A 25019-nucleotide genomic window follows, 5' to 3' on the forward strand; every position below is an offset into this window, starting at 1 on the left:
CACTCACCTCTCCGTTCCATCATGTGTTGGATGAAGACCACGTTTAGTAACAAAGCGGCGGCCGACCCATTTCACAAAACGCATCATCAACTGGGCTAACCATTTTGTCAATCTCACTAAAATCGGAGTAAAAAAGATGGCCGCACCAGTCGCAAACAGACCTAAGCCAACGAAGAATAAGCCACTGACAACTGATTGTCCTAAAACCATCAGTCCTGCTAGTGTCATAACCACACCTACGCCTAAAATCACAATGCAAACAACATAGATACTAAAAATAACCGCAAATAATGCGATGACTGAACCAACCAACACAGCAATAAATAGCAACGCTAAAGGAATTAAGATTGGCGATGCAAATAAGCCAAGCAAAATCAACCAAATCAAACGCATTTGTCTTTTCGGACTATTTTGATGGATCTCTTCTTGACCTAAGTCATCTGCTTCAGAAAAATAATTGATCTTCAACTTCAACGCAAACTGTTTAGGCGTGCCATATTCTTCTAAAATTTCATCGACAGTCTTGCCTGAATCCAAAAAATACTCTTCGTAATATTGGATCAAATCAAAGCGGTCAGCTTCAGGAATTTCTTGAAGCTCGTCTAAGACTTCACTTAAATATTCATTCATGTCTATTATCCTCCAATAACCGATCTAAAGAGTCTCGAAAAACAATCCATTCATCAATAATTTCTTCCAAATGTGTATGTCCGATTGGTGTTAAGCGATAATATCTTCGATTTCGACCTTCGAATGGTTCATCATAGGTTTCTAAATACCCTTCTTGTTTCAATCTTCTTAATACGGGATACATGGTAGATTCACTAATTGATAAACTTTCTTGCACAATTTTTGTTAGTGCATATCCATACATATCTTCTCGACTCAATGCTGCTAACACAGTTCCATCAAGAAGAACCGTTGGAATTTGAATATGCATAGCGCCACCTTCTTTTACAATATTTTTAATTTCACTATATTATATCAGATATAATATAGTTTGAGCAACACATTCTGGTTTTTATTTGAGTAAATAAAAAAAGAGAAAGTCTTTACACCTTCTCGTCAATTAAATATAGTAGTCATTTTGATTCATTAGCAACTGATTTTTCTTGAATCATTCCTCATATAAGTTGATCCAACTGGTAAAAAAGCTTTTTACTTATCTGAATCATGGAAGTACGCACCTCTTACTTCTCCTCACTTTCGACTGGATAGCCACAAACCACACTGTCATCTCGCCTGCTAGTCTAGCATGGGTGGAAATGAAAATACTTTACTTTAAAATAATATTGTTTTGTTATAACTCTGTTGTCTTATAAAATTTTTTCTTATTTATTCTGGCTTTTATAATAGAGGCAAAATGATTGTCGTCCACAACCAACTAAAAGGCATTACTACAACCATCGCCGGAATCATATCCGCAACCGGAAACATTTTGACATGAATCATTCGAAAACCAGTTGCAAGCATCAAAAAGCCACCACAAGCTTTGAAATCTAGAATCATTGCTGGCGTTGTCATTGGAAAAATGAATTTTGCTAATAAAAACAAAGCATAAAAAATAATAAATTGCGGTATCGCTATGACGGAAACTACAAATCCTAAGTTACAAGCAAAAATTGTTGCTGTAAAAAAATCTAAAACAGATTTTGAAATCAAAATCGTGTTATCTCCTGTCATTCCTGAATCAATACTTCCGTAAATCCCCATCCCACTCGCACAAAATAACACAATCACTGTGACTAGGGTATTAATGAACTCTTCATGGGATAAATCTAGCTTTTCACTAGGAAATAATTTTGAAATTGGCTTTTGCATCAAGTTTGCACCTTGATCAATCCGCTCTCCTAGATGAATGACTAGCCCAATCACTGTCCCAACCACTAAAGCAAAAATGACAGGCGGCATATTTTTCATCGGGCCCATCGAATAAATCCCCATCCCCATTGAACAAACACCAAACACCATCATTAATTGTGTTTTAAATCGATTACTTAACTTCTCTCCTAAAAAACCTCCAAACAGCCCTCCAAAAAAAACCGTTCCGACGTTGATTAATATTCCAGTTGGCATAAAAAAAACTCCCTTCGACCTTAACGCGCTCCATTTACTCTTTCAACGCGTTCCTTTTCGCTGCATTTTTTAGTCTATCAAAGTTTTTTCATTCAACCAATTCAAATTTCATGTTAAAGTATTCATAAACGGAATAGTTAGGAGAGGATTCCTTGAATATTCAAAAACTTGTTGTCTTTCTTGATCTAGCAAAGACGTTAAGCTTTACTAAAACAGCGGAACATCTTTTCATGACGCAAGGAACGATTTCCAAACAAATCATTGCTTTAGAAAAAGAACTAGACACTCAATTATTTGACCGTACGCATCGAAAAATCGAGTTAACAGAAACGGCGCAACTCATTCTTCCCTATGCGAAAAAAATTGTCGAACAATACCAAGGCATGACAGATGTCCTAGAAATGCATACAAAAAAACAAAATCTCTCTTTAAGTATTTTAACGATTCCTACTATGACCCACTATGCTGGATTTCGTCATATTACCCAATTTTTGAAACTTCATCCAGAATTTTCCATTCAGCTCAAAGAAGTTGAAAGTGCGGAAGTCCCCTATTATTCAACTGAACAAATTGACTCAATTATTTTTGGCCGAAATTTTCATGAGCCACCGACAAACTTTGAATGGCTTCCCACTGAAAAAGATTATTTTGTTGCAGTACTCCCAGCTCATCATCCTTTAGCACGTGAAAAAAAAATAAATTTACGTGAACTAAAAGATGAAGCCTTTTTATTACTTGGACAGCAAACCAATCTTTATCAACCAGTGATTGATCTTTGCCACGAAGTCGGGTTTGAACCTAACATTGTCTATAACGGGTCTCGAATGGACTTGATTCTCAACATGATTGCAAACGATATGGGTATCTCAATTGTGATGGAAAAAACAGTTAATTATCTATTAAAAGAAGATACGGTACTCGTTCCCATCACACCAAACAGAGAAAGTTTTCTGGCATTCGCTAGAAAGCAAGGTGAACATTCTTTAGCCTCAAATACGTTTTGGAAATACTTAAAACAAAATATACAGCTTCTTAAAAGTTAACTTTCTTGTTCAACCTCTAAGAAACTGTATAAAATAGTTTGTTCTATTCGCTTCTCTGATGTCAAAATCATGAGGAGTTTTTTGTTAGTTATTTTGTGTGCTCGCAATCTGTTCGGAGCTAAACATTTTGTGCCACAACCTCTTTCTCGGTGTTCCCAAAATAGCTCCTCGATATAGCTTGCATACAATTCAAAACATGAAGGCTGTTTTGAATGAATGCGCGCTATCTGTTCGAAGCTAAACATTTTGTGCCACAACCTCTTCTTCCACATTTCTCAAACGTATCATCACTGTCGTCCCCACACCTTCAATACTACTGTAGTCAATACGTCCCTCATGCAACTCCAAAATTTTCTTCACTAACGAAAGCCCCAAACCATTCCCCGCAATTTGATGGCTCGTATCACCTTGATAGAATTTATCAAAAATTTTTGCCATAGTTTCCTCATCCATACCGATACCGGAATCTGTCACTTCCAACACGATTTCGCCCTTTTTCTGCGTGAGTTTTACCGCAATTTTACCAGTAGGACGATTGTATTTGATGGCATTATCCATAATATTCAACCAAACTTGGTACAAGAGTTCTTCATTTCCAAAATACTTTACTTTTTCCAATTGGATATCCAACTGTAACTGTTCTTTTTCCCATTTCGGTTGTAAAAATAAAATCACTTCTCGTATTTGTTCATCTAAACGAAATTCCTTTTTCTCCATTAGCATATGTTGATTTTCTAACTTATTCAATTTCAACACATTTTCCGTTAATTGAGAAAGTTGCGTGATTCCTTCAATGATTCGTTGCAAAAATACCTGTCGTTCTTCGTCAGAAAGGTCGGGATTTTGTAATAATTGAACGTATCCCTGAATAGTTGCTAACGGTGTTTTGAATTCATGCGAAACATTTGAGACGAAGTCATTGCGCAAAGTTTCGATGCTATTCAACTCTTGAACCATTACATTGAAATCTTGATACAATTGCTGAACTTCTGCTACTTTTTGTTGTTCATTCATCTGGATTGTAAAATCACCCTTTGCTACTTGGCTCATATTTTTTCGTAGTTCACTAATCGGATACAAGATCCCTCTACCAACAAATGCAGAGATTCCTGTGCCAACAACTGCACTAAATCCTGCTAAAATCATGATTGGATACAGTGTCGGCCGCTCTGTTGGTGTCCAAGAACGTTGATTTGCCAACAAATAGACCAATCCTACAAAACAAGCTAGTGTTACTATAATGCACAAAAAGACAATCAGTGCAAAATAGATCCAGAGCTGTGAAAATATTTTTTTCTTCATTTTTTGATAACCGCCTTATATCCGAGTCCACGAATCGTTACAATTTGAAAATCTTGGTTGTTCTCAAAACGCGTACGTAAACGTTTCACATGAACATCGATCGTTCGTTCCTCCGTATTCGTATCCATTCCCCAAATCTCATCCATTAATTGTTGGCGCGTGAATATTTTATTAGGATAGGAGAGCAACTTATACAATAATAGAAATTCCTTCTGCGGTAAAACCATTGTCTCCTCTTTACACGTCACCTCATAGGTTTCTTGGTCTAAACAAGTCTCACCGATTTTCAGACGTTGACTATGATTGATTTTTGCTCGGCGTAACAAAGCCTCTACTCGCAAGACCATTTCGTTGACGTCTACTGGCTTCGTCATGTAGTCATCTGCCCCTAGATGAAAGCCCCGTTTCTTGTCCTCAAAGTCATGCTTCGCAGTAATGATCAATACGGGTGTCTCAATCTTACTCCCTCGTAAAGTCTCCAACAGTGTGTAACCATCCATTGCTGGCATCATCACATCAGTTATAATCAAATCAACATGATTATTTTCAAGTTTTTTCAGTGCATCTTCACCATTAAAGGCGAGAATAATGGAAAAACCAGCTCGTTTTAACACAGATTGATACAATAATTGTAGATTCTCATCGTCTTCAACAACTAAAAGTCGGTTCATTGCACTTTTCCTCATTTTTCTAAAAAATTTCTTGAATGTTTCACTCAGTTCATATTCAGTTAACATTCATTCGTTATACTTTCACTATCATTCTGTTATAGTTGTTATTATACAGAATATTTTTAATGAGAGAAGGATGAAGATGCTACAACTAAAAGATATTAAAAAGTATTATAAAGTTGGCGAAACAACAACTAAAGCATTAGATGGCGTTTCCGTTGCTTTTAGACAAAAAGAATTCGTCGCGATTCTCGGTCCAAGTGGTTCTGGAAAAACGACTATGCTAAACGTTATCGGCGGGTTAGATAACTATGATTCAGGCGATATGGTCATCAACGGAAAATCAACAAAAGATTTTAAAGATAGCGACTGGGATGCCTACCGTAACAATTCGATTGGCTTTGTTTTCCAAAGCTACAACTTGATTGGACATTTAGGAATTATTGAAAATGTTGAACTTGGAATGACTTTAAGTGGGGTTCCTAAAGAAGAAAAACGAAAAAAAGCAGAAGAAGCTTTGACTCGTGTTGGACTTTCTGCCCATATGCACAAAAAACCAAATCAACTTTCTGGTGGTCAAATGCAACGTGTCGCAATTGCCCGTGCTTTAGCAAACAATCCAGATATTCTATTATGTGACGAACCAACTGGGGCATTAGATACCGAAACAAGTATTCAAATTATGGAATTGATCCGAGAACTTTCTAAAGAGAAATTAGTTATCATGGTCACACATAATCCTGAATTAGCTAATCAATATGCTGATCGAATTATTGAATTTTCAGACGGAAAAATTTTAGCAGATTCTCATCCACATATTGAGCGACCAAAAAATGATCAGTTCAATTTACGCCGTACGAAAATGAGTTTTTGGACAGCTCTAAAACTTTCTTTCAATAATATTCGAACAAAAAAAGGGCGAACGTTCTTGACCTCTTTTGCATCAAGTATCGGAATTATCGGGATTGCGATTGTCTTAGCTTTGTCTACTGGGTTCCAAAAACAAATTGATAGTACACAATCAGAAACAATGTCAAAATTTCCAATCACAATTTCAAAAGTGACAACTAGTCAAACAAATAACTCTGCCGCACTTGGCGCAAGTAAAGCGGACTATCCAAACAAAAAAACAATCACCGCAAAAACTAGTGATGAAGATAAGGCACAACACACAAACAAAATTGATCAAAAATATGTCGATTATGTAAATGATATTGATCCTGATTTAAGTAATAATATTGGTTTTACTCGATCAACAGGAATTAATTTGCTTCGTGAAATTGATGGAAAAGCTCAACCAGTAAGCTTCTCCAATGCGAACCCTGATAACGATGCTCTTTCTTTTTCAAGTACGATGGCTTCCATGACTGGTGTCGGTGTCTCAACTTTCCCAACACAATTAGCAGCTGATAAAGGAAACTTTTTAAAAGACAACTATTCACTACTTGCTGGCAGTTATCCAAGTGCAACAACTGATGTCGTTCTGATTGTCGATGGAAACAATAATACGAATATCAATGCCCTTAAAAATCTTGGTTTTGATGTAAAAGAAGATCAAAAATTTGATTTTGATCAAATTATTGGCACTACGTTAAAACTAGTGAACAATAATGACTATTACTCTCAATTGCCAACTGGAACATTTATTCCAAATTCTGACTACGACAAAATGTATAATGACTCGACTGAAGAGTTAAAAATAGCAGGCATTTTGCGTGTGAAATCATCTTCAACAATGAATCTTTTATCTCCAGGTATTGCTTACAGCGACCAGTTAACAACACAAATTGTTAACAACAACAAGGACTCTGAAATCGTTAAGGCACAAAGAGATAGCGATACAAATGTGATGACCACTGAAAAACTAGATGCTTCTGCCAAAGAAACATTTATTAGTTACCTTGGTGGCGATAGCCTACCTTCAAGTATTATGATTTATCCAAATAATTTTGAAGACAAAGATAAAGTTCTTGATTATCTGGATGATTATAACAAAGGCAAATCAGAAGAAGATAAAATCATTTATTCTGACCTCGCAGGTACAATGACTGAATTAACTGGTGGATTGATGGATGCCATTACTTACGTATTAGTCGCTTTTGCAGGTATTTCATTGGTGACAAGTATGATCATGATTAGTATCATCACCTATACTTCAGTAATTGAACGAACAAAAGAAATTGGTGTATTGAAAGCTTTGGGTGCTCGTAAAAAAGATATTACTCGCGTTTTTGATGCCGAAACCTGCATTTTAGGGATTTCTTCCGGTATTTTAGGGATCTTGATTGCTTGGTTAGCTACCTTCCCAATCAACAGTATCTTATACAGTATGACTGACTTGAAAAATGTCGCTCAATTAAACCCCGTTCACGCATTGATTTTAGTAGTAGTTTCAACCATTTTAACAATGCTTGGTGGACACATTCCAGCTCGCATGGCAGCGAAAAAAGATGCCGCTATTGCTTTACGCGCTGAATAACCAACTTATGTTTATGAACAAAAAAGCAACTGAAATCACTAATGATTTCAGCTGCTTTTTTATTTACTTCTCAGTTATTTACAGCTTTGGAATACTATCTTGTCCCTTATGCCAAAGTTCTTCTGAAGTATATCGATCGGTTTCATTCAGCACGACCGTTCCATCTGATTCAATTTCAGTTTTGCTACCAATCCACATGTTTGTTGGCATTCCTAAAAGATTTTTGCGTGCTCCTTTGCTGTTTAATTTGAAAGCATCTCCGAGATCTTCAACCCAGTGTGATTTCAGGTATTTTGTCTGACCATTATCAAAATCTACTTTCAAAATATTGGCTACATTTTCTACTTTTATCGCTTTCGGTACTTGCTCTTTCATCTTTACTCCTCCAATCCTTTTTTAGATACCCCCCACACCGCAAAAAAGAAAGCGCTATCTAACAACTAGTTTAACATGTTAAAAATATTCTTACAATCATTCAAAAAAATAGACTAGAACCTTTAACAGTCCTAGTCTATTTTGTAAACAGTTGGTCAAACAACTGTTTTTATCATTTATTTTTCTTTCACTTCTTGAATCAATTTGGCAAATGCTTCTTGTTGATAAGCAGCTGTCAACTTCTGAATCGTTGCTTCTTGATCAGATTGACTCATTTGTGGATTGTTCATCATCGCTTGCTTCAAGCCGTCCTGTACATAAGCTTTTGCTTCACTTTCCATAGTACGTTGACGTTCTTTGGAAAGTTTGGCTAATTTTTCTGCTTGATCTGTATTTAAAGTAATCCAGTCTTTTGGTAATTTAAATGTATTCACACGTTTATCAAACTCATGATTATTATCAGCTATATTAAACCAAAATTTATAGTGATCATTCTTGTATACCCAATAAGTCGTTTTTGTGACTTTTTCTGCACCTCCAGTAGTTGATTCCACTTTGTTCGTTACATTGTCTGTTCCAGTAGCTGTTGGTTTTTTCTGACTGTCTTTGGTCTTATACAAGTAAATCTTTTCAGTTCCATCACCAAGTTCTTTATAAAGTAATAAATTGGCACCTGAATCAGCGCTAGAAACAATTTTTTTCGTTGTTGTTTCCGTCACTCGTTCCATCCCAAAGTGGTTAGAAATATTCGCTACAATCAATCCTAAAGCTCCAACAAAAATAGCACCAAAGATTAACGAAAGGACTGTTTGCCATGCTTTTTTGGCAAAAACGTTAACCAAAGCAAAGGCAACTAAACTAATAACCAAAACACCAATTATCATGCTTGATCCCCCTTCACTGAAAGTTCTTTAAGTGGTTCTTTTTTCTTTAAAAAGAAAGCAATAACAAAGCCAATGATCCCAAAAATAATCGCTACTACAAACGCAGCATGATAGCCAGATAAAGTGGCATTGATTGCTTGGTCTTTATAAGCCAATGGTGTTGCTTTTAATATTTCTTTGTCAGGTAAATTGTCTTTTGTAACATTGGTCAATACACTAATCAAAATTGCTGTACCAATTGAACTAGCAATTTGACGGAAAGTATTATTGACCGCTGTACCATGACTAATCAAATTATTTGGTAAAGCATTCATACCTGAAGTTGTAACTGGCATCATAACCATTGAAATCCCAAACATCCGAATCGCGTATAAAATCACGATATAAACGATTGGTGTTGTTTCTGTCAAAAATGCAAATGGTGCAGTAGCAGCAGTTAAAATAAACATACCTGTGATAGCTAAACGTTTTGCACCATATTTGTCAAAAATCATCCCAGTAATTGGCATCATTGCCCCCATGATCAATGCACCTGGAAGCAACATCAATCCTGAGTGAAAGGCTGATTCTCCACGAATATTTTGAATATACAAAGGAACAACCATTTCTGCACCAACCATCGCCATATTGGTTACTCCTGCTAAAATAGCTGCAATAGTGAAGGTTGTTGATTTAAAGACCCGAAGTTCCAAGAAGGGGTGTTCTAGACGTAACTGACGTAATGAGAATAAGACAATAAAAATGATCCCTATGATCAAGAAGCCAATTACTTGGACACTTCCCCAACCTTCATTACCTACACTAGAGAATCCATAAAGTAAGCTACCAAATCCGATTGTTGATAATATGGCTGAAAGCAAGTCAATACTTGGATTTGACAACGGAATCACACTCTTCATCAAGAAGATTGCCAATACTAAAACTAATACAACGATTGGAATAATCATCCCAAACAAATCACGCCATTGATAATTATCAATAATGTAACCAGATAATGTTGGGCCTAATGCTGGTGCAAGTCCAATAACAATTCCAGACATCCCCATCGCAGAACCTCTTTTTTCTGGTGGGAATATCGATAACATAATATTTTGCAATAATGGCATTGAAACGCCAACACCTGCAGCTTGAATCAAACGGCCAATCAATAATGTTGAAAAATTAGGTGCGATGTAGCAAGTAATTGTTCCAATTAAAAATACCGTCATTGCTGAAAGATACAAACTGCGTGAGCTGAACTTGTTGATCAGCCAAGCTGTAATTGGGATCATGATCCCATTCACTAATAAAAATCCGGTTGTTAACCACTGTACATCTGAAGCCGTGATATCAAAAGCTTTCATTAATGTAGGAAAAGCTGTTGTCAACAGCGTTTGATTCAATACGGTACAAAAGGTACCAATTAGTAAAACAACCACTAGTAATGAGCGGTTATATGGTTTGCCGTAAATATCTACGGGCTGTTTTTTACTCATGTGTCTCCTTCTTTCTAATTATTTTTGCGAAATCACTAGAATACTTTATTCCTAATCAGATAGTTTGTCAACCTACTTGACACAAAAGTCAACAAAAGTATAATTAAGGAAAGAAGAAGGTCAAAAGGAGTGACAAAAAGTGATTCATAACCACCTCAAAGAACTATTAAAAAATGATCATTTGCTTGTTGGTATTAGTGAACTTAGTGAACTTGTTGGGGTTTCTCCACGTCAATTGCGTTATTGGGAAAAGAAAGGTTTTATCCAATCTGTCGAAACCGATTCCAACGGACCAAGAAAGTATCGTTTACCTACAGTTGTTAAGGTTGAAATCATCAAACAGTATCTCGATGAAGGATATACTTTGACAAAAGCTGTTGAAAAAGCCACTGCTCATATCCAAAAAATGCACCATGTTCGCAGAGTTTTTTCAAAATGTATCAAAGAAATCGAGTTGTTCGACCAACGCTATACAGCAATTTCGTTTGGGGATTTCAAAGAAGATGACTCCCAAATTTATATTATTCATGATGATGAAACAGATGAATTAACGTATAAAATCGTTCCTATAGCTGAGAATGTAGATATTAAGAAATTAGTCAGAGAAGCTTAGCCTCATCCACTCAAAATAAATTTCAATAATTTGGAACACTCATTTTCTTCCTCGAATCAATTTATTTTGAGAATAAGTGAGTGGTTCTTTTTTTACTCCTTTTTCTCATTCTCCTCGTCAAATACACGTAACTGGTGACTCAGCTCCTTTGTCTGCCCGTATACTTGTTGATAAATTGAATAAATTTTTTGATATATTCGAACATTTTTAGTAATTGGCGTTGCTACTTTATGATAACTAACAAAACTTTCTGAGCAATTTTCCAATGAATCAAACCATCCAACTCCAACTGCCGCAATCATCGCAGCACCCATACTTGGTCCTTCTTCAACAGTCAGACCAAAAATGTCTACATCAAAAACGTCCGCTTGGATTTGTGCCCATTCTTTATTTTTAGCACCTCCACCAACAGAAATAACTTGGGTAAATGTTTGTTGCAGCATCTCTTCGAGCAACAATTGAACGTCTTTCAAGGAAAAAGTGATTCCTTCAACCACTGCACGCATAAAATGTGGAAATGTATGTTTCGTATCGATCCCTAAAAAACTCCCTCTAATTTGGCCATCAGAATGCGGTGTTCTTTCCCCTATAATATAAGGTGTAAAGAGCAAGCCATTCGCTCCTGGCGAAATCTGTTCAATTTCTGATAATGCTTCCGAAAAACTCTTCTCTTGAGCAAATGTTTGTTTCATCCACTGCAAACTGTACCCTGCTGCCAAGGTGACTCCCATCAAATAATAGCTGTCAGAAACTGCATGATTGAACCAATGAAGTTCTCCAGTAGCTTGTTTTTGACTCTTACCACAAGTCAAAAATACACCTGACGTTCCAATACTCACTAACCCTTTTCCTGAAGAAAAAACCCCTGTGCTTAACGCCGCACAAGCATTGTCCGCCGCTCCAGCCATAACTTTTACTTTTTGTTTAATTCTCACATCGCCTAAAGATCCCGGCTGCAAAAAACCTACACACTTTATCGATTCAACTAATGATGGGAAATACGTTAATGGGATGTCGAAGATTCCAGCAATTTCTTCTGACCAAGATTGCTGTTCAAAATCCAATAACAAAGTTCCTGCTGCATCTGAAAAATCCATATTTATTTTTCCAGTCAATCGATACCTCAGATAATCTTTAGGTAATAAAATATGGCGAACTTTCGACCATATTTCTGGTTCATTTTTCTTTACCCACAATATTTTGGGAAGAGTAAAGCCCTCCACAACCTGGTTTTTTGTAATTCCTAAAAGCTGCTCTCCACAACTTTCCTTAATCTGTTCACACTCCAAATTTGTACGAACATCATTCCACAAGATAGCTGGACGTAATACCTGTTTTTGTTCATCTAATAAAACTAGACTATGCATTTGTCCCGAAAAACTTATTCCTTTTAGATTTTCACTAAAATCTGCTAATTCCGTTACAAATTTTCTCAATACTTTTTGTAAAGCATAGAACCAATCATCTGGATTTTGCTCACTCCAACCAGTCTTTTCCTGAAAAAAAGAATAACTCTCGCTTGCACAGGCTACTACCTCTCCACTTTTATTAGCCACGATTCCTTTTAGCGAACTAGTCCCCAAATCAATTCCTACCACATATTCCATCAAATCCACTCCATCCCCTGATTTCTTAAACAAACAATTTTTGATCCCTTTCATCATGTAGTTACGCCTTTTTTCATTTTTCTATGTCAAAAAGTAGATTTTTTACAAAAAAACTGGAACAAGCAATGCGCGCATCATTTGTCCCAGCTTTTTGACTCTATTCAACAATAAATTTTCGATTATCAACTATTAATTGTTTCACTCTTTTTCTTCTACTAATAAATAACATAGCTGACTCTTTTTTCTTTTTCACACCAAATTTAATCTTAACGTGGTTATGGGATACATCAACTAATTGATATTGTCCGCCTGGCAATCGCTTAAATTCTACTTTGCCAAACTGATTACTCGTTGATTCAATCGGTTCACCCTCTCGATAAACCAATCGTCCTTTTTGCATTAAGCGAAAAGTTGATTCTGTTACTGGCAATTCTGATGTGTTACGTACACTAAAAGAAAAATCAAATGTTTTTTGGCTTAATTGATGGTGATAGATCAAACGATACACCAAATAAATCAAAAATAGTGTGGCAACAATCACACCAATCAAAATCAAAACATAACGCAAAATTCGCCATTGATTTCCTTTTATTTCACTCGCTTTTACGGCTTCATTATAAGGAATGCGGTAACCCGTAACCAATAAGCGGTGAGAATTAACCATATATGGTGTGCAAGTTAACAATGTAACTAAATCTCTGTCTTCTTGAATCGATAATGAAGAGGTATCATCTGGTGTCACCACCTCAATGTTCTCGACTTGGTAAGCTAATTTTTTATCTAAGACGGTCAAAATAAACTGATCACCAATTTTCATTTCTTCTAAATCAGTAAAGAACAGACGATTGGGTAAACCCGAATGTGCTGAAATAACAGAATGCGTTGATTTTCCGCCGGTAGGAAAAGACGTCCCTTGTAGAACTCCTGCACCGATTTCCAAAACATCAGTAGTTGTTTCATCATAAAGTGGTAACTGGATATTGATTTTAGGAATATTGATGCTACCAATTAATTCAGCTTGCATGCTTTCTCCCTTTTTTTCATCATTAAACGGGTCAGAACCAAGATTGAGCCCATTTTTTCGTAAGCGTTCATTTTCCGCTGTCATTTTTTGTTGTAAGGAGGCAGTTTCTTCAACCGATTTCTTCTGTGCCTGTTCAATTCTTTTTTGGTCAAGCAATCCATTCAGTGAATCAACGTAAAAAGGATAAAGTGCAATCAGTAATCCTAGGAGAATTACGAATAACAACGTTATTTTTAACAATAGTGTTCTAATTTTTTGTTTCCTTTGAAATGGCTTTTCGCTTTTCATATACACGCCTCCTTTGGTACCCTTTTCATTTATCATTACATAGTTAGCAACCTTTTTCAACAATAGAGAGATGTTTCAATTTTCTTTCAAAATTCTTGCCTCCATTTTCAATTGGTTTTATCATATAACTAATTCAACCAATTGAAAGGAGTTTTCTCTTTGAAAAAAATCAGACCTTTTTTGGTGATTAGTTTGATTGCCCTTATTTTTGTTCTTCCACATTTATTTGCACACAAACTGATCCTTGGCGCAGATGCTTCTTTTCATTATAATCGCTTTTATGAAACAGCCCAGCAAATAAAAAATCATAACTTTCATTACTTTATTTCCATTTATGGATTCCAGCAAAGTGGGCGGATTGTCAATGCTGTTTACGGTCCATTTTTTGCTTATTTTCAAGGACTGCTTGTCCTGATCTCTGGAAGTTGGTTTCATTACCAAATACTTTCTAATTTTCTTTTATACTTGATAGCTGGTTACTCTATGGTTGCTTTATTGAAGTATGCGAAAGTCCAAGATTCGATTGCTGTACCGATTGCTGTCATTTTTATGAGTACTTATTCTATCCAATATTGGGCGATCAACCAAGGATTTACTAGCTGGGGAACGGCATTTTTTCCTTTGTGCTTACTACCCATCGTTGATTTTGTCGTTAACAAAAGGTTTCCTTTGAAAAAAGTAGCAGTTTCCATAGCCTTAATGACCCAGATTCATTTACTTTCAACTATCATGCTTATTTTAATGTATGTACCTTTTTATATAACTTTCTTTTTTTCACAAACAAATCGTGGAAGTCAATTACTACAGTTTGGAAAATCAAGTTTACTTTACCTCTGCCTCACTGCAAACGTTTGGGCTAGCTTACTGGTTGTCTATACTGGAAATGAAATTTTAGCGCCATTCATTAATAAGAACATGAGTGAAAAGGCCATTAATCTTGGTGGAAATTATTGGCTACGCTATCCAGGAATCTTTCCTGTCATTTTAGCTGTAGGCGTTCTTTTACTAATTTTATTCCGAAAAAAACTAACACTCTTTGAGAAATTACTCTTTGGAACAAGTTTGTTCTTCTTACTCCTCTCAACCAATCTGGTGCCTTGGACGACATTAGTAGCAAAAGGTGTCCCTTTTGTTCGTTTGATTCAATTCCCTTTTCGTTTTTTTGTGCCTTTCACGGTACTATTTTTGCTACTCTTTGCATTGGTCTCTAGCCATTGGCATTCTCAGAAATGGCTGAAGATAATCGGTACATTCTTGGTGATTATTTGTACTGGACAAACTGTCCAAACGCTCTCTAGCCACTTAGCACAATGGGAACAAACAAAATTTGTCAGCAGACATACTTATTTATTTGAAAATCAAGCTGCCACGAGAAAAACATTTTTTAACAAGGATTTAGAAACCAGTTTGTTTGCTTCTCAAAAAACAACACCAGATTATCTACCAATCTATCAAGCAAATAATGCAAATAAATATGATCGTTATAGCCAAGATATTCTAGATAATGAAACAAAATATATCAAGAGTTATTCAAAAGGTGATTTAACTGTTAAATGGAAAAATACTGGAACCGAAACAGTCAAACTACCAATTATTGTCTATGATCGAACAAAATTAGTTCGAAATGGCCATACGATCACAGACTATCAATTAACTGATATTGGTACACCAATCATTAAGCAGCACAAAGGTATCAACAAAGTAACGATTCACTATTCTCCACCGTTCTATTTTTATATTTCTTTTGTCATCTGTCTCGTCACTTGGGGAATCCTATGTTTATCTTCTAGTTATGAAAAATATACGCTTTGGCGCAAAAGAAAGTAACTGTTCAGATAGTTATTGTATCCTTTAACAAGAAGTCCCTCCACATATAAATGCAACAAGTCCTCGTATGATAGGTATGTTTCTCAACTACCATACGGGGACTTATTGATAAAATTATCTAACTTGAGTAAAAAGTAACAGATACTTTTATGAAAAAGGAATCATTTAAAGGTGGTAGTAGTTCTTTCATTCTGAAACGAGGGGTGGGAGAATAAGCTCTTCGTTTACTTTCTTCGTTTCTTTCCCAAAACAAATAAAACTGCGATAATAATCAAAATGATTCCTGCCACAACCAGTTCAACATAAATATTTTCTCCAAGAGATGCGATGGATTGATTTCCTTCACTTTCAACCAACTTTTCTTTACTAGGTGAGGGATAGCTAGCTGAACTCTCTTCCACCTTCCTCTCTTCAGCTGACTCATCAATCGTTTCTTCTGTTTCTGGAACATAAAATTTCACTTTGCCTTTTGTATCTGTGGCAATCAATCGCTCATACATTCACTATGCCCCTCCTTCCGATTTATGAAAGCTCTCCTTCGTTCAACTTCTTGCCCTCTTTTTAATTAACTACTGTAAAAAATTTACTTGAAAAGAAATCGTTGTTATTTAGAATAAACAATACTACTTTTAAAGCCATAAAATATCTTCTAAACTATGGTCTATCTATAAAAAACTGAGATGTTTGACATTCATGATCAATACGTATGTTCCGACAGTGAGCGCTTATCTCCTTATTCCATTTTATAGATTAAACTTATCATACGCACAAAAAAAGAAATATCTTTATGCTCATAGATGATCTTTCTTTTTGCGTTCTATAAATAACTTACGAAAAATCAGTGATCCTGAATAATCCTACAAAAAAACTACCGACTAAAATTTTTTAGTCGGTAGTTTTGACAGTTAGATGGTCATCTTTTCATCAACCATATAGTTGTTTAAAATGTAGTGATTTCTATCTCAATTCCAAAATGATCACTAACGATTGGAGCATTTTCCCCGTCAAATACAATTTGATGAGAATAAACAATGCTAGTTTCTGGAACAAAAATATAATCAATTCTTAGTTTTCGAGTATTCTCTTTCCAACCATCGATTGCTTGCTCTACTGTTGCTTCACCGCTCTTTGTTTTCGCTATGTGATAGCTATCTATTAGCGCAAGTGGACTTTTTTCAACAAGTAAATAACCTGCTTCTTGCGCCGGATTATTAAAATCACCAAGTAAGAAAAGTGGGTTATTCTCCGTTAATAATCGCTTTTCTAGCTGTTGCCATTCAAAAGCAAAACCGGAATTTCCATCCTGCCACCAAGAAAAGTGAGTACTTACGACACAAATTTCTTTTCCTTGGAATAACGTATTTCCAATTAGTAGTTTTCTCGTTCGATAATCTTGATAGTTACTTGTTTCAGATACGATAATTGCCTCACTTGCCAAAGGATGTTTTGAAAGTAGCGCGTTTCCTTCTTCGTAAATATCATAGCCAATATGACTCATGTCCCAACTCCAATAATAGGAGCGTCCTTTCATTGCCAATTTTTTGATTAAACAATAGGCAAAATTATCTTCATGGATACTTTTTTGTCCACTTACTGAACAAAAATTAACAAGGTCACTCTGAGAAACAACAGCTGACTCCACTAGTTGATTCACTTCTTGTAATGCAATGATATCATAGTCTGCTTCCACAATTTTCTCAACTAATTCTTGTAACTTCCGTTCAGCCTCATCTTCTAGCCAACTATGTGTATTTAGTGTGAGCAATTTCATTTATCTGACTCCTTTTTCATTCCACAAGTATCCACTTTAAATGCGGATTGTTCCAACGACTTCATTCGCTTGCACATTTCCAAACCGTGGGATTTCTAATGTTTCAACCTTATCACTGTTCGTGAAAACAACCATAATCGTTTTTTCTTTACCGGCTTTTTCGATAACATCTAGATTCATTGATGCAAGTTTTGTTCCTGCAGTAACTGTTTGCCCTTCTTTAACAAAAACTTCAAAAGCCGATTCCGTTAATTCAACTGTATCGATTCCCATATGGATCAAGATTTCAATACCATCTACCGTTTGTAAGCCCATCGCATGTTTGGTTGGGAAAATACTAATAATCTTCGCATCAACTGGTGCTACCACTGTTTCTTGTGTTGGGATGATTGCTAATCCTTCACCCATCATTTTTTGTGAGAACACAGGATCATCAACATCTTCTAGTGCAATCAATTCTCCTGTTGTTACCGCATGAATCGCTTGTTCTTTGCCTAAAAATGTCGTTTGTGATTCTGTTGAACTTACAAGGTTATTTTTTGGTAAAGGTATAGTTGCACCGGATTGTAATAAATCTTCAATATCAGATTTCAAAACATCCGCTTTTGGTCCATAAACGGCTTGCACCCCATTATCTTTTACAATCAATCCCATTGCGCCAGCACGTTTCCAAGCATCTTCTGCACCGACCTTTTCACGATCATTGACGCTCACACGTAAACGAGTCATACATGCGTCTACTTCACTTATATTTTCTTTACCACCTAACAAATGAATGATTTGAATAACTTGTTCACTTGCTACACCTTCACCTGCATTTGTTGTCTCTGTTGCATCGCCACCATCATTATCATAGTTTCCATTACGTCCAGGTGTTGCAAAATTGAATTTTTTGATTAAAAAGTTTGATAAGAAATAAGTTCCTACACCAAATACTACAACACACAGAACAAAGTTAAGTAAGTCCCCACCTAAACCAGCTTTGATAGCTAGTGGTGTCCGTGTCAATAACTCAATATTCCCAAAAGAATGTACTCGTAATGGTAAGATATCTGCCATTGCAAAAGCTGCCCCTTGGATAAAAGAATACACGATATATAATGGCATCGCTGCAAACATAAACATAAACTCAAGAGGTTCTGTTACACCTGTCAAGAAAACTGCTAAGGCTGCTGAGAAATACATTGATTTATATTTTGAGCGTTTGTCAGCATCCACATTACGATACATTGCTAAAGCCAAGCCCATTAAAATACCAGATGAACCAATCATTTGGCCAACTTTAAAACGTGCAGGTGTCCAATTTTCCAATACAAAGGCGTATTGTGATGTGTCACCAGCATCTTTAAGGTTAACTAAGTCCGTTGCCCAAGCAAGCCATAATGGATCTTGACCAAATACTTGTGTTCCAGCTTGTGCACCAGATAGAATTTCATACGTTCCACCCAATTGTGTGTAATTGATTGGAATCGTTAACATATGATGCAATCCAAAAGGTAAAAGTAATCGTTCAAGTGTTCCGTACAAGAACGGTGCTAAAATTGGTGCACTATCTTGTGATTGGGCGATCCACAAGCCAAAGTTATTAATTCCTGCTTGGATATTTGGCCATACAATAGCAAGAATCAAAGCAACAATCGTTGACCATAAGATCACAACAAATGGGACAAAGCGTTTCCCATTGAAAAATGATAATGCATCAGGTAATTTTCGATAATTGTAATATTTATTGTAAGCCATCGCTCCAACGAATCCGGCGATAATCCCAACAAAAACACCCATATTTAAAGCTGGTGACTCTAAAACGCTGGTAAAGAATCCTTTAACCATGATTTTCGTACCAAATAAGGTATGTGTAAATGCTTCTTCATTCGCTAACATATCCGCAGTAACACCAAAAATTGCTCCAGTGATTCGATTGATTAATACAAATGAAATCCCTGCAGCAAATGCTCCTCCTGCACGATCTTTTGCCCAACTACCTCCAATGGCTAGTGCAAATAAAAGATGTAGATTTCCAATAATTGCCCAACCAATGCTCTCAACCACGCCACCTGTTGTAACTAACGGTGCAAAATCTGGATTGATCAGAGGTAGTGATTTCCCAATACTAATCATTAACCCTGCAGCTGGCATAACTGCAACAACAACCATTAATGCTTTACCGAATTTTTGCCAAAATTCAAAACTAAATAATTTCTTCATGTTCTCTCTCCTTTGCGCAATCGGTTTCGCTACATTGCCATTATAGCTTGGGTTTTATTTTTTGTAAATGCTTTATTTTTAATCAGCAACAAAAAAATTTTTCCTACTTCTAACAGCTCTTTTTTGTTTATCACGTTGGCTTTTCTAAAAAAACGTAAGCACTCCGTATTTAGCCCTTCATCTTGTCCTCCGTTCAAAATAAAAAGATTTCTTGAATTATTTTTATTGACTAACGCAATCGGTTGCGTTTATTATGGACGTATCAATATGAATTAACTAGGAGGCAAATCATGAAACAAATCAAACGTCTTTTTCAAATCGACCCATGGAAAATCAAAACAAATCAATTAAACAAAAATGAACTACGACTACAAGAATCCCTCACAAGTATCGGAAATGGCTACATGGGTATGCGTGGTAACTTTGAAGAAAGTTATTCTGGCGATCACCATCAAGGAACTTATCTTGCAGGAGTTTGGTATCCAGACAAAACTCGAGTTGGCTGGTGGAAAAATGGCTATCCAGAATACTTTGGTAAAGTAATCAATGCTGTGAACTTTATCGCGATAGACTTATTTATCGATGAGCAACCTGTCGACTTAGCGATCCACCAGCCAGAAGATTTTTATCTAGAATTAGATATGAAGAACGGACTATTATCACGCCAATTTACAATCACTACTGACACAAATAAAGTACGCTTTTCTTTCGAGCGTTTTCTAAGTATTTCTAAAAAAGAAGCTGCGTTTATCCACTTGACTGTTGAAATGCTTGAAGGCACAGGCACGATCGAGCTTCGTTCAAAATTAGACGGAGATGTTCAAAATGAAGATAGCAATTATGAAGAACATTTTTGGCTACCAATCGCCGTTGGTTCAAAAGATGGTATCGGTTATTTAACGACTGAAACAATCCCTAATAACTTTGGAATCGAAACTTTTACCGTTACTTCTGCCGTTCGCCATTTAATTGACGGTGAACCAACTCTGCCAACATATGAAGAAACTAAATTGACATTATCTGCAACATTTACCAAAACATTACAAGCTGGCGAATCGTTCACGATTGATAAAGAAGTCGTTGTTTTAACCAGCCGTGATGTCGAAAAAGAAAAGCAAGTTCCACAAGCAATGGAGATGCTTAATCAACTTGATCAAACATATGCACAAGAAAAAGCAGATCAAACAGCAGCTTGGGCAAAACGTTGGGAATTGGCTGATGTCATTATCAAAGGTGATGATGAAGCACAACAAGGAATCCGCTTCAATCTTTTCCAACTATTTTCAACTTATTATGGAGAAGATCAACGATTGAATATCGGTCCAAAAGGATTTACTGGTGAAAAATATGGCGGCGCAACTTATTGGGACACGGAGGCTTATGCTGTACCACTTTATTTAGCTTTAGCCAAACCAGAAGTAACAAAAAATCTTTTGAAATACCGTCACAACCAATTGCCACAAGCCATTCACAACGCACAACAACAAGGACTAAAAGGCGCACTTTATCCAATGGTTACCTTCACAGGTGTCGAATGCCACAATGAATGGGAAATTACTTTTGAAGAGATCCATCGAAATGGCGCGATTGCTTATGCCATTTATAACTATACAAATTATACCGGCGATCAAGAATACCTGAAAAAAGAAGGTCTGGAAGTCTTAGCTGAAATCGCACGTTTCTGGGCAGATCGTGTTCATTTTTCAAAACGACAAAATAAATACATGATTCACGGAGTTACTGGACCAAACGAATATGAAAATAACATCAATAACAATTGGTACACGAACACGATTGCTGCTTGGGTCTTACGTTATACAGCTGAAAAATATTCTGAGTTCGAAAAAGAAGCAACTATCACAATTTCGGACGAAGAATTAGCGAAATGGACAGAAATCGCCGCAAATATGTACTTCCCAACAGATCAAGAATTAGGAATTTTTGTACAACACGATACTTTCCTAGATAAAGATCTACAACCAGTAGCAGAGCTTTCTCAAAGTGATCTACCTTTGAATCAACATTGGTCTTGGGATAAAATTTTGCGTTCTTGCTTCATCAAGCAGGCGGATGTTTTACAAGGAATCTATTTCTTCAATGACCAATTCACAACTGAAGAAAAGCGTCGTAACTTTGATTTTTATGAACCCATGACTGTTCACGAATCTTCCCTTTCTCCAAGTATCCATGCCATTTTGGCTGCAGAGTTAGGCATGGAAGAAAAGGCGGTTGAAATGTACCAACGTACCGCACGTTTAGATTTAGATAATTATAATAACGATACCGAAGATGGACTTCACATTACTTCAATGACCGGCAGCTGGTTAGCCATTGTGCAAGGATTTGCGCAAATGAAAACAGACCACGAAACATTGAGTTTTGCACCATTCTTACTTAAAACTTGGGAAGCCTATTCTTTCCATATCAACTATCGGAATCGTTTGATCTCTGTCGTTGTTGATAATAATCAAGTCACTTTCACTTTATTAGAAGGCGAACCTTTCAGTTTCGTTGTCTATAACCAAACCTATGAATTAGCAAATACATTATCTCTACCGCTTAGAAAGGAAGATGAACATGTTTAAGGGCGTTTTATTCGACCTAGACGGTGTTATTACTGATACAGCTGAGTATCACTACCACGCTTGGAAAAAACTTGGTGAAGAAATCGGTATTTCAATTGACCGCCGATTCAACGAACAATTGAAAGGCGTTAGCCGTGAAGACTCTTTAACTTTAATGCTACGTTATGGAAATAAAGAGAACGATTTTACAGCCGAAGAATTTGCTGAACTAGCTCAAAGAAAAAACGATTATTACTTGGAAATGATTCAAGCAATCACCCCCAGTGATGTTTATCCGGGAATTTTAGAACTACTTACAGATTTAAAAACAGCCAATTTTAAAATTGCTCTTGCTTCCGCAAGTAAAAATGGGCCTTTTCTACTCCGAAAAATGAATTTAACTTCTTATTTCGATGCAATCGCGGATCCTGCGAAAATTGCTCATGGTAAGCCAGCACCGGATATTTTTCTGCTAGCAGCTAAAGAAGTAGGTTTAACAACAAAAGACTGCATTGGTATTGAAGACGCGCGTGCCGGAATCCAAGCAATCATGGCAAGTGGTGCTCAACCTGTGGGCGTTGGTCAAAAGAAAGATCTTGGTGAAAACATCCCGATCGTTCCTGACACAACTGTATTAACGCTAACCTATCTTAAAAAAGTGTGGCGAGAACATGAATAAATCGAACATCCTTGTTACGCCAATTACTCACAATTTAAAAAAAATCACTTTGAAGAACGACTTTTTAACAGTCGTTCTTCTCAATTATGGTGCTCGTCTTCATCAACTATTTGCGCCAGACAAAGATGGAAACGTTGAAAACATCTTACTAAGTTATGATAACTATGAAGATGTTTTAACTGACAAAAGTTTTTTTGGTGCAACTGTCGGCCCTGTCGCGGGGAGAATCCGCGACGGCAAATGGAAAAATCATCAACTTGAAAAAAACAACGGCACACATCACATTCACGGCGGAACAAACGGCTGGTCTTTTCAATATTGGGAAATTGAAATTTTTAAAGAACCTGATGCAATCGGCGTTGTCTTTTACTTAAACGATACTTTTTCTGGTTATCCAGGCCCGATAAAAGCTACCATAACGTATCGTTTACAAAACAACCAGCTTCAAATGACCACTAAAACAACTAGTAATGTGACTACTATTACGAATCCAACTAACCATGCGTATTTCAATCTGTCAGGGAACGGGCAAAGGGATATTTTAACGCATTCTCTGACTTTAAATACGTTAGGAATGTTGGAGCTAGACTCTGAAAAATTACCTACAGGAAACTTGCTCGAAGAAAACGATTTACGTATAAACTTCAAAAAAACGAACTCGATAAAACAAATTCTCGATGTTTATCCAGTTGGTTTAGATGATGTTTTTTTATTACGTTATCCCAAAGTAACTAAACCTTCACTTCTTCTGGAAGAAAAAGAATCAGGTAGACAGATGTCTGTAGCAACTTCTAACAAAAGTGTGGTATTATTTTCTACGACTGGTTTTCATGCTGATTTTAAGTTGAATGGTCAGAAAATGCATTCAAACTACGGATTAGCTATTGAACCACAGGAAGCACCCGACATCGTTCACTTTCCAGAATGGGGTTCGATCACACTGCATCCTGGACAAGAACGTATTACTCAAACAACTTATCAATTCATGACTACTTCATAGTTACAAGAAAGGCGTGGCAAAATAATGGCTATCACTGTAAAAGATGTCGCAAAAAAAGCAGGTGTTGCTACTTCAACTGTTTCGCGTGTAATCAATGATCATCCAAGCATCTCAGAAACAACCAAGAAAAAAGTCCGAAAAGTGATGGATGACCTTGGCTACGTTCCAAACATGACTGCCAGAAATCTCGGAAAACGGACATCTAATGCTGTTGGCGTTATTTTGCCCCCACTAGATTCTAAAGAAAGACTTGGTAATCCGTTCTACCTTGAAATTATGGAAGCAATTAATGATGAAGCTCGTCTTTATGACATGACGACAGCTATTGCAACGGCTAAAAGCTTTGAGCTCTTGCTTGAGAATGTCAAACGCATGCACCTACAAAAACAGGTCGACGGCTTCATTCTCGTTTATTCAGACAGTGCTGATCCAGTGATTGATTATTTATATAAAAATCAGATTCCGTTCACCTTGATTGGTCAACCTTATCAACATGAAAATGATATCGTTTATGTCGATAACGACAACCAATTACTTGGGAAACAAGCGACCGAATTTTTAATCCAAAATGGGCACCAAAATATTTTATTCGTTACAAATACTACACATGAAAGTTTATACTTCGAGCGTTATTTTGGTTACCAAAAAGCGCTGATGCTCAATCAATTACCCACTTTTCCTAGCGTCGTCTTGGAAAACCCAGAAGACTATCTGACTTTTAATGATACGTTAACGACAACGAGAGCAACTGCCTTAGTTGTCATTGATGATATTTTTGCACTGCGTACGATGCAGCTTGCAGAAATGTATGGCTATACTATTCCTGATGATTTATCAGTAGTGAGTTTTAATAATTCAATTTTTTCAACATTAACGCACCCTTACCTAACAAGTATTGACATCGATATTTCAGAATTAGGTAGAATGGCTATGCAGAAGCTAAGAGAAATTATCCATGACGAATTAAGTAGTGGCGTTCGTATGGTCATCCCCCATAAATTAATTAAAAGAGAAACAGTCATTCCATTAGCTGAAATAACTAAATAATTGAACAAAGAAAAAAGCGTTAGGACATCCATCCTAACGCTTTTTATTCTGTTTAATAACAATCGATTTCTTTTAATTAGACGATTATC

The 25019-nt window shown here is 36.4% G+C and carries 20 protein-coding genes and 1 pseudogene; 8 read left to right on the plus strand and 13 right to left on the minus strand.

The features are described from left to right. Window positions 1-3: 3 nt before the first annotated feature. The 3 genes from JZO71_RS09845 to JZO71_RS09855 form a co-directional block, all read right to left on the minus strand. On the minus strand, window positions 4-630 hold the full coding sequence (locus tag JZO71_RS09845; protein WP_206899323.1) for a DUF1700 domain-containing protein: 627 nt from the start codon (window positions 628-630) through the stop codon (window positions 4-6). Then, a complete protein-coding gene (locus tag JZO71_RS09850; RefSeq protein WP_067481404.1) occupies window positions 623-940 on the minus strand; it encodes a PadR family transcriptional regulator in 318 nt (105 codons plus the stop codon). Before JZO71_RS09850 ends, JZO71_RS09845 begins: the two co-directional genes overlap by 8 nt. A 407-nt stretch (window positions 941-1347) precedes the next feature. Further along, window positions 1348-2076 carry a DUF554 domain-containing protein gene (locus JZO71_RS09855; protein ID WP_206899324.1) on the minus strand — a complete coding sequence of 243 codons (729 nt, stop codon included), beginning with the start codon at window positions 2074-2076 and terminating at the stop codon, window positions 1348-1350. A 152-nt stretch (window positions 2077-2228) separates the two neighbouring features. Between JZO71_RS09855 and JZO71_RS09860 the strand changes: the two genes are divergently transcribed. Further along, window positions 2229-3119, plus strand: coding sequence for a LysR family transcriptional regulator (locus JZO71_RS09860; protein WP_206899325.1), 891 nt, complete (start codon window positions 2229-2231; stop codon window positions 3117-3119). A gap of 237 nt (window positions 3120-3356) precedes the next feature. On the opposite strand, the gene JZO71_RS09865 is transcribed toward JZO71_RS09860, so the two are convergent. Both JZO71_RS09865 and JZO71_RS09870 read right to left on the minus strand, forming a co-directional pair. Next, window positions 3357-4421, minus strand: coding sequence for a sensor histidine kinase (locus JZO71_RS09865; protein WP_206899326.1), 1065 nt, complete (start codon window positions 4419-4421; stop codon window positions 3357-3359). Beyond that, complete coding sequence (locus JZO71_RS09870) at window positions 4418-5092, minus strand: response regulator transcription factor (RefSeq protein WP_206899327.1); 675 nt, start codon at window positions 5090-5092, stop codon at window positions 4418-4420. The genes JZO71_RS09865 and JZO71_RS09870 overlap by 4 nt, the downstream gene beginning before the upstream one ends. Before the next feature lie 142 nt (window positions 5093-5234). On the opposite strand from JZO71_RS09870, the gene JZO71_RS09875 reads away from it, so the two are divergent. Next, complete coding sequence (locus JZO71_RS09875; protein ID WP_206899328.1) at window positions 5235-7571, plus strand: ABC transporter ATP-binding protein/permease; 2337 nt, start codon at window positions 5235-5237, stop codon at window positions 7569-7571. A gap of 78 nt (window positions 7572-7649) precedes the next feature. Here JZO71_RS09875 and JZO71_RS09880 read toward each other — a convergent pair whose 3' ends face one another. The 3 genes from JZO71_RS09880 to JZO71_RS09890 form a co-directional block, all read right to left on the minus strand. Next, window positions 7650-7946, minus strand: a complete 297-nt coding sequence (locus JZO71_RS09880) for a hypothetical protein (RefSeq protein ID WP_206899329.1) — start codon at window positions 7944-7946, stop codon at window positions 7650-7652. 176 nt (window positions 7947-8122) lie between these two features. After that, complete coding sequence (locus JZO71_RS09885; RefSeq protein WP_206899330.1) at window positions 8123-8830, minus strand: DUF4811 domain-containing protein; 708 nt, start codon at window positions 8828-8830, stop codon at window positions 8123-8125. Further along, window positions 8827-10305 carry an MDR family MFS transporter gene (locus JZO71_RS09890; protein ID WP_206899331.1) on the minus strand — a complete coding sequence of 493 codons (1479 nt, stop codon included), beginning with the start codon at window positions 10303-10305 and terminating at the stop codon, window positions 8827-8829. The genes JZO71_RS09885 and JZO71_RS09890 overlap by 4 nt, the downstream gene beginning before the upstream one ends. 139 nt (window positions 10306-10444) lie before the next feature. On the opposite strand from JZO71_RS09890, the gene JZO71_RS09895 reads away from it, so the two are divergent. Further along, entirely contained in the window at window positions 10445-10918 is a 474-nt protein-coding gene (locus JZO71_RS09895; protein ID WP_206899332.1) for a MerR family transcriptional regulator, read from the plus strand. A gap of 92 nt (window positions 10919-11010) precedes the next feature. On the opposite strand, the gene xylB is transcribed toward JZO71_RS09895, so the two are convergent. Further along, on the minus strand, window positions 11011-12525 hold the full coding sequence (xylB, locus tag JZO71_RS09900) for a xylulokinase (protein WP_206899333.1): 1515 nt from the start codon (window positions 12523-12525) through the stop codon (window positions 11011-11013). A 157-nt stretch (window positions 12526-12682) separates the two neighbouring features. After that, window positions 12683-13837 (minus strand): class C sortase, encoded by a 1155-nt coding sequence (locus JZO71_RS09905; RefSeq protein WP_206899334.1) that lies wholly within the window; start codon window positions 13835-13837, stop codon window positions 12683-12685. A 159-nt stretch (window positions 13838-13996) separates the two neighbouring features. Here JZO71_RS09905 and JZO71_RS09910 point away from each other — a divergent pair, with 159 nt between their 5' ends. Continuing rightward, window positions 13997-15664, plus strand: coding sequence for a hypothetical protein (locus JZO71_RS09910; RefSeq protein ID WP_206899335.1), 1668 nt, complete (start codon window positions 13997-13999; stop codon window positions 15662-15664). Window positions 15665-15888: 224 nt separating this feature from the next. On the opposite strand, the gene JZO71_RS09915 is transcribed toward JZO71_RS09910, so the two are convergent. From JZO71_RS09915 to JZO71_RS09925, 3 genes and pseudogenes are all read right to left on the minus strand, one after another. Next, a complete protein-coding gene (locus JZO71_RS09915) occupies window positions 15889-16164 on the minus strand; it encodes a hypothetical protein (RefSeq protein WP_206899336.1) in 276 nt (91 codons plus the stop codon). A gap of 440 nt (window positions 16165-16604) precedes the next feature. Further along, window positions 16605-17435 carry an endonuclease/exonuclease/phosphatase family protein gene (locus tag JZO71_RS09920; protein ID WP_206899337.1) on the minus strand — a complete coding sequence of 277 codons (831 nt, stop codon included), beginning with the start codon at window positions 17433-17435 and terminating at the stop codon, window positions 16605-16607. Between the two features lie 104 nt (window positions 17436-17539). Next, window positions 17540-19640: pseudogene (locus JZO71_RS09925) on the minus strand (PTS transporter subunit IIBC); the annotation flags it as partial. 290 nt (window positions 19641-19930) lie between these two features. Here JZO71_RS09925 and JZO71_RS09930 point away from each other — a divergent pair. From JZO71_RS09930 to JZO71_RS09945, 4 genes are read left to right on the plus strand one after another with little or no spacing between them, the layout of a single operon-like run. Then, entirely contained in the window at window positions 19931-22225 is a 2295-nt protein-coding gene (locus tag JZO71_RS09930; RefSeq protein ID WP_206899339.1) for a glycoside hydrolase family 65 protein, read from the plus strand. Then, window positions 22218-22883: a beta-phosphoglucomutase gene (pgmB, locus tag JZO71_RS09935; protein ID WP_206899340.1), complete on the plus strand. Its 666-nt coding sequence runs from the start codon at window positions 22218-22220 to the stop codon at window positions 22881-22883. Before JZO71_RS09930 ends, pgmB begins: the two co-directional genes overlap by 8 nt. Then, a complete protein-coding gene (locus JZO71_RS09940; RefSeq protein ID WP_206899341.1) occupies window positions 22876-23883 on the plus strand; it encodes an aldose epimerase family protein in 1008 nt (335 codons plus the stop codon). The genes pgmB and JZO71_RS09940 overlap by 8 nt, the downstream gene beginning before the upstream one ends. A 24-nt stretch (window positions 23884-23907) precedes the next feature. Then, on the plus strand, window positions 23908-24930 hold the full coding sequence (locus JZO71_RS09945) for a LacI family DNA-binding transcriptional regulator (RefSeq protein ID WP_206899342.1): 1023 nt from the start codon (window positions 23908-23910) through the stop codon (window positions 24928-24930). Window positions 24931-25019: the final 89 nt, after the last annotated feature.

Source organism: Candidatus Enterococcus courvalinii (assembly GCF_017315945.1).
In the GTDB taxonomy this organism is placed as follows: Bacteria; Bacillota; Bacilli; order Lactobacillales; family Enterococcaceae; genus Enterococcus_B; species Enterococcus_B courvalinii.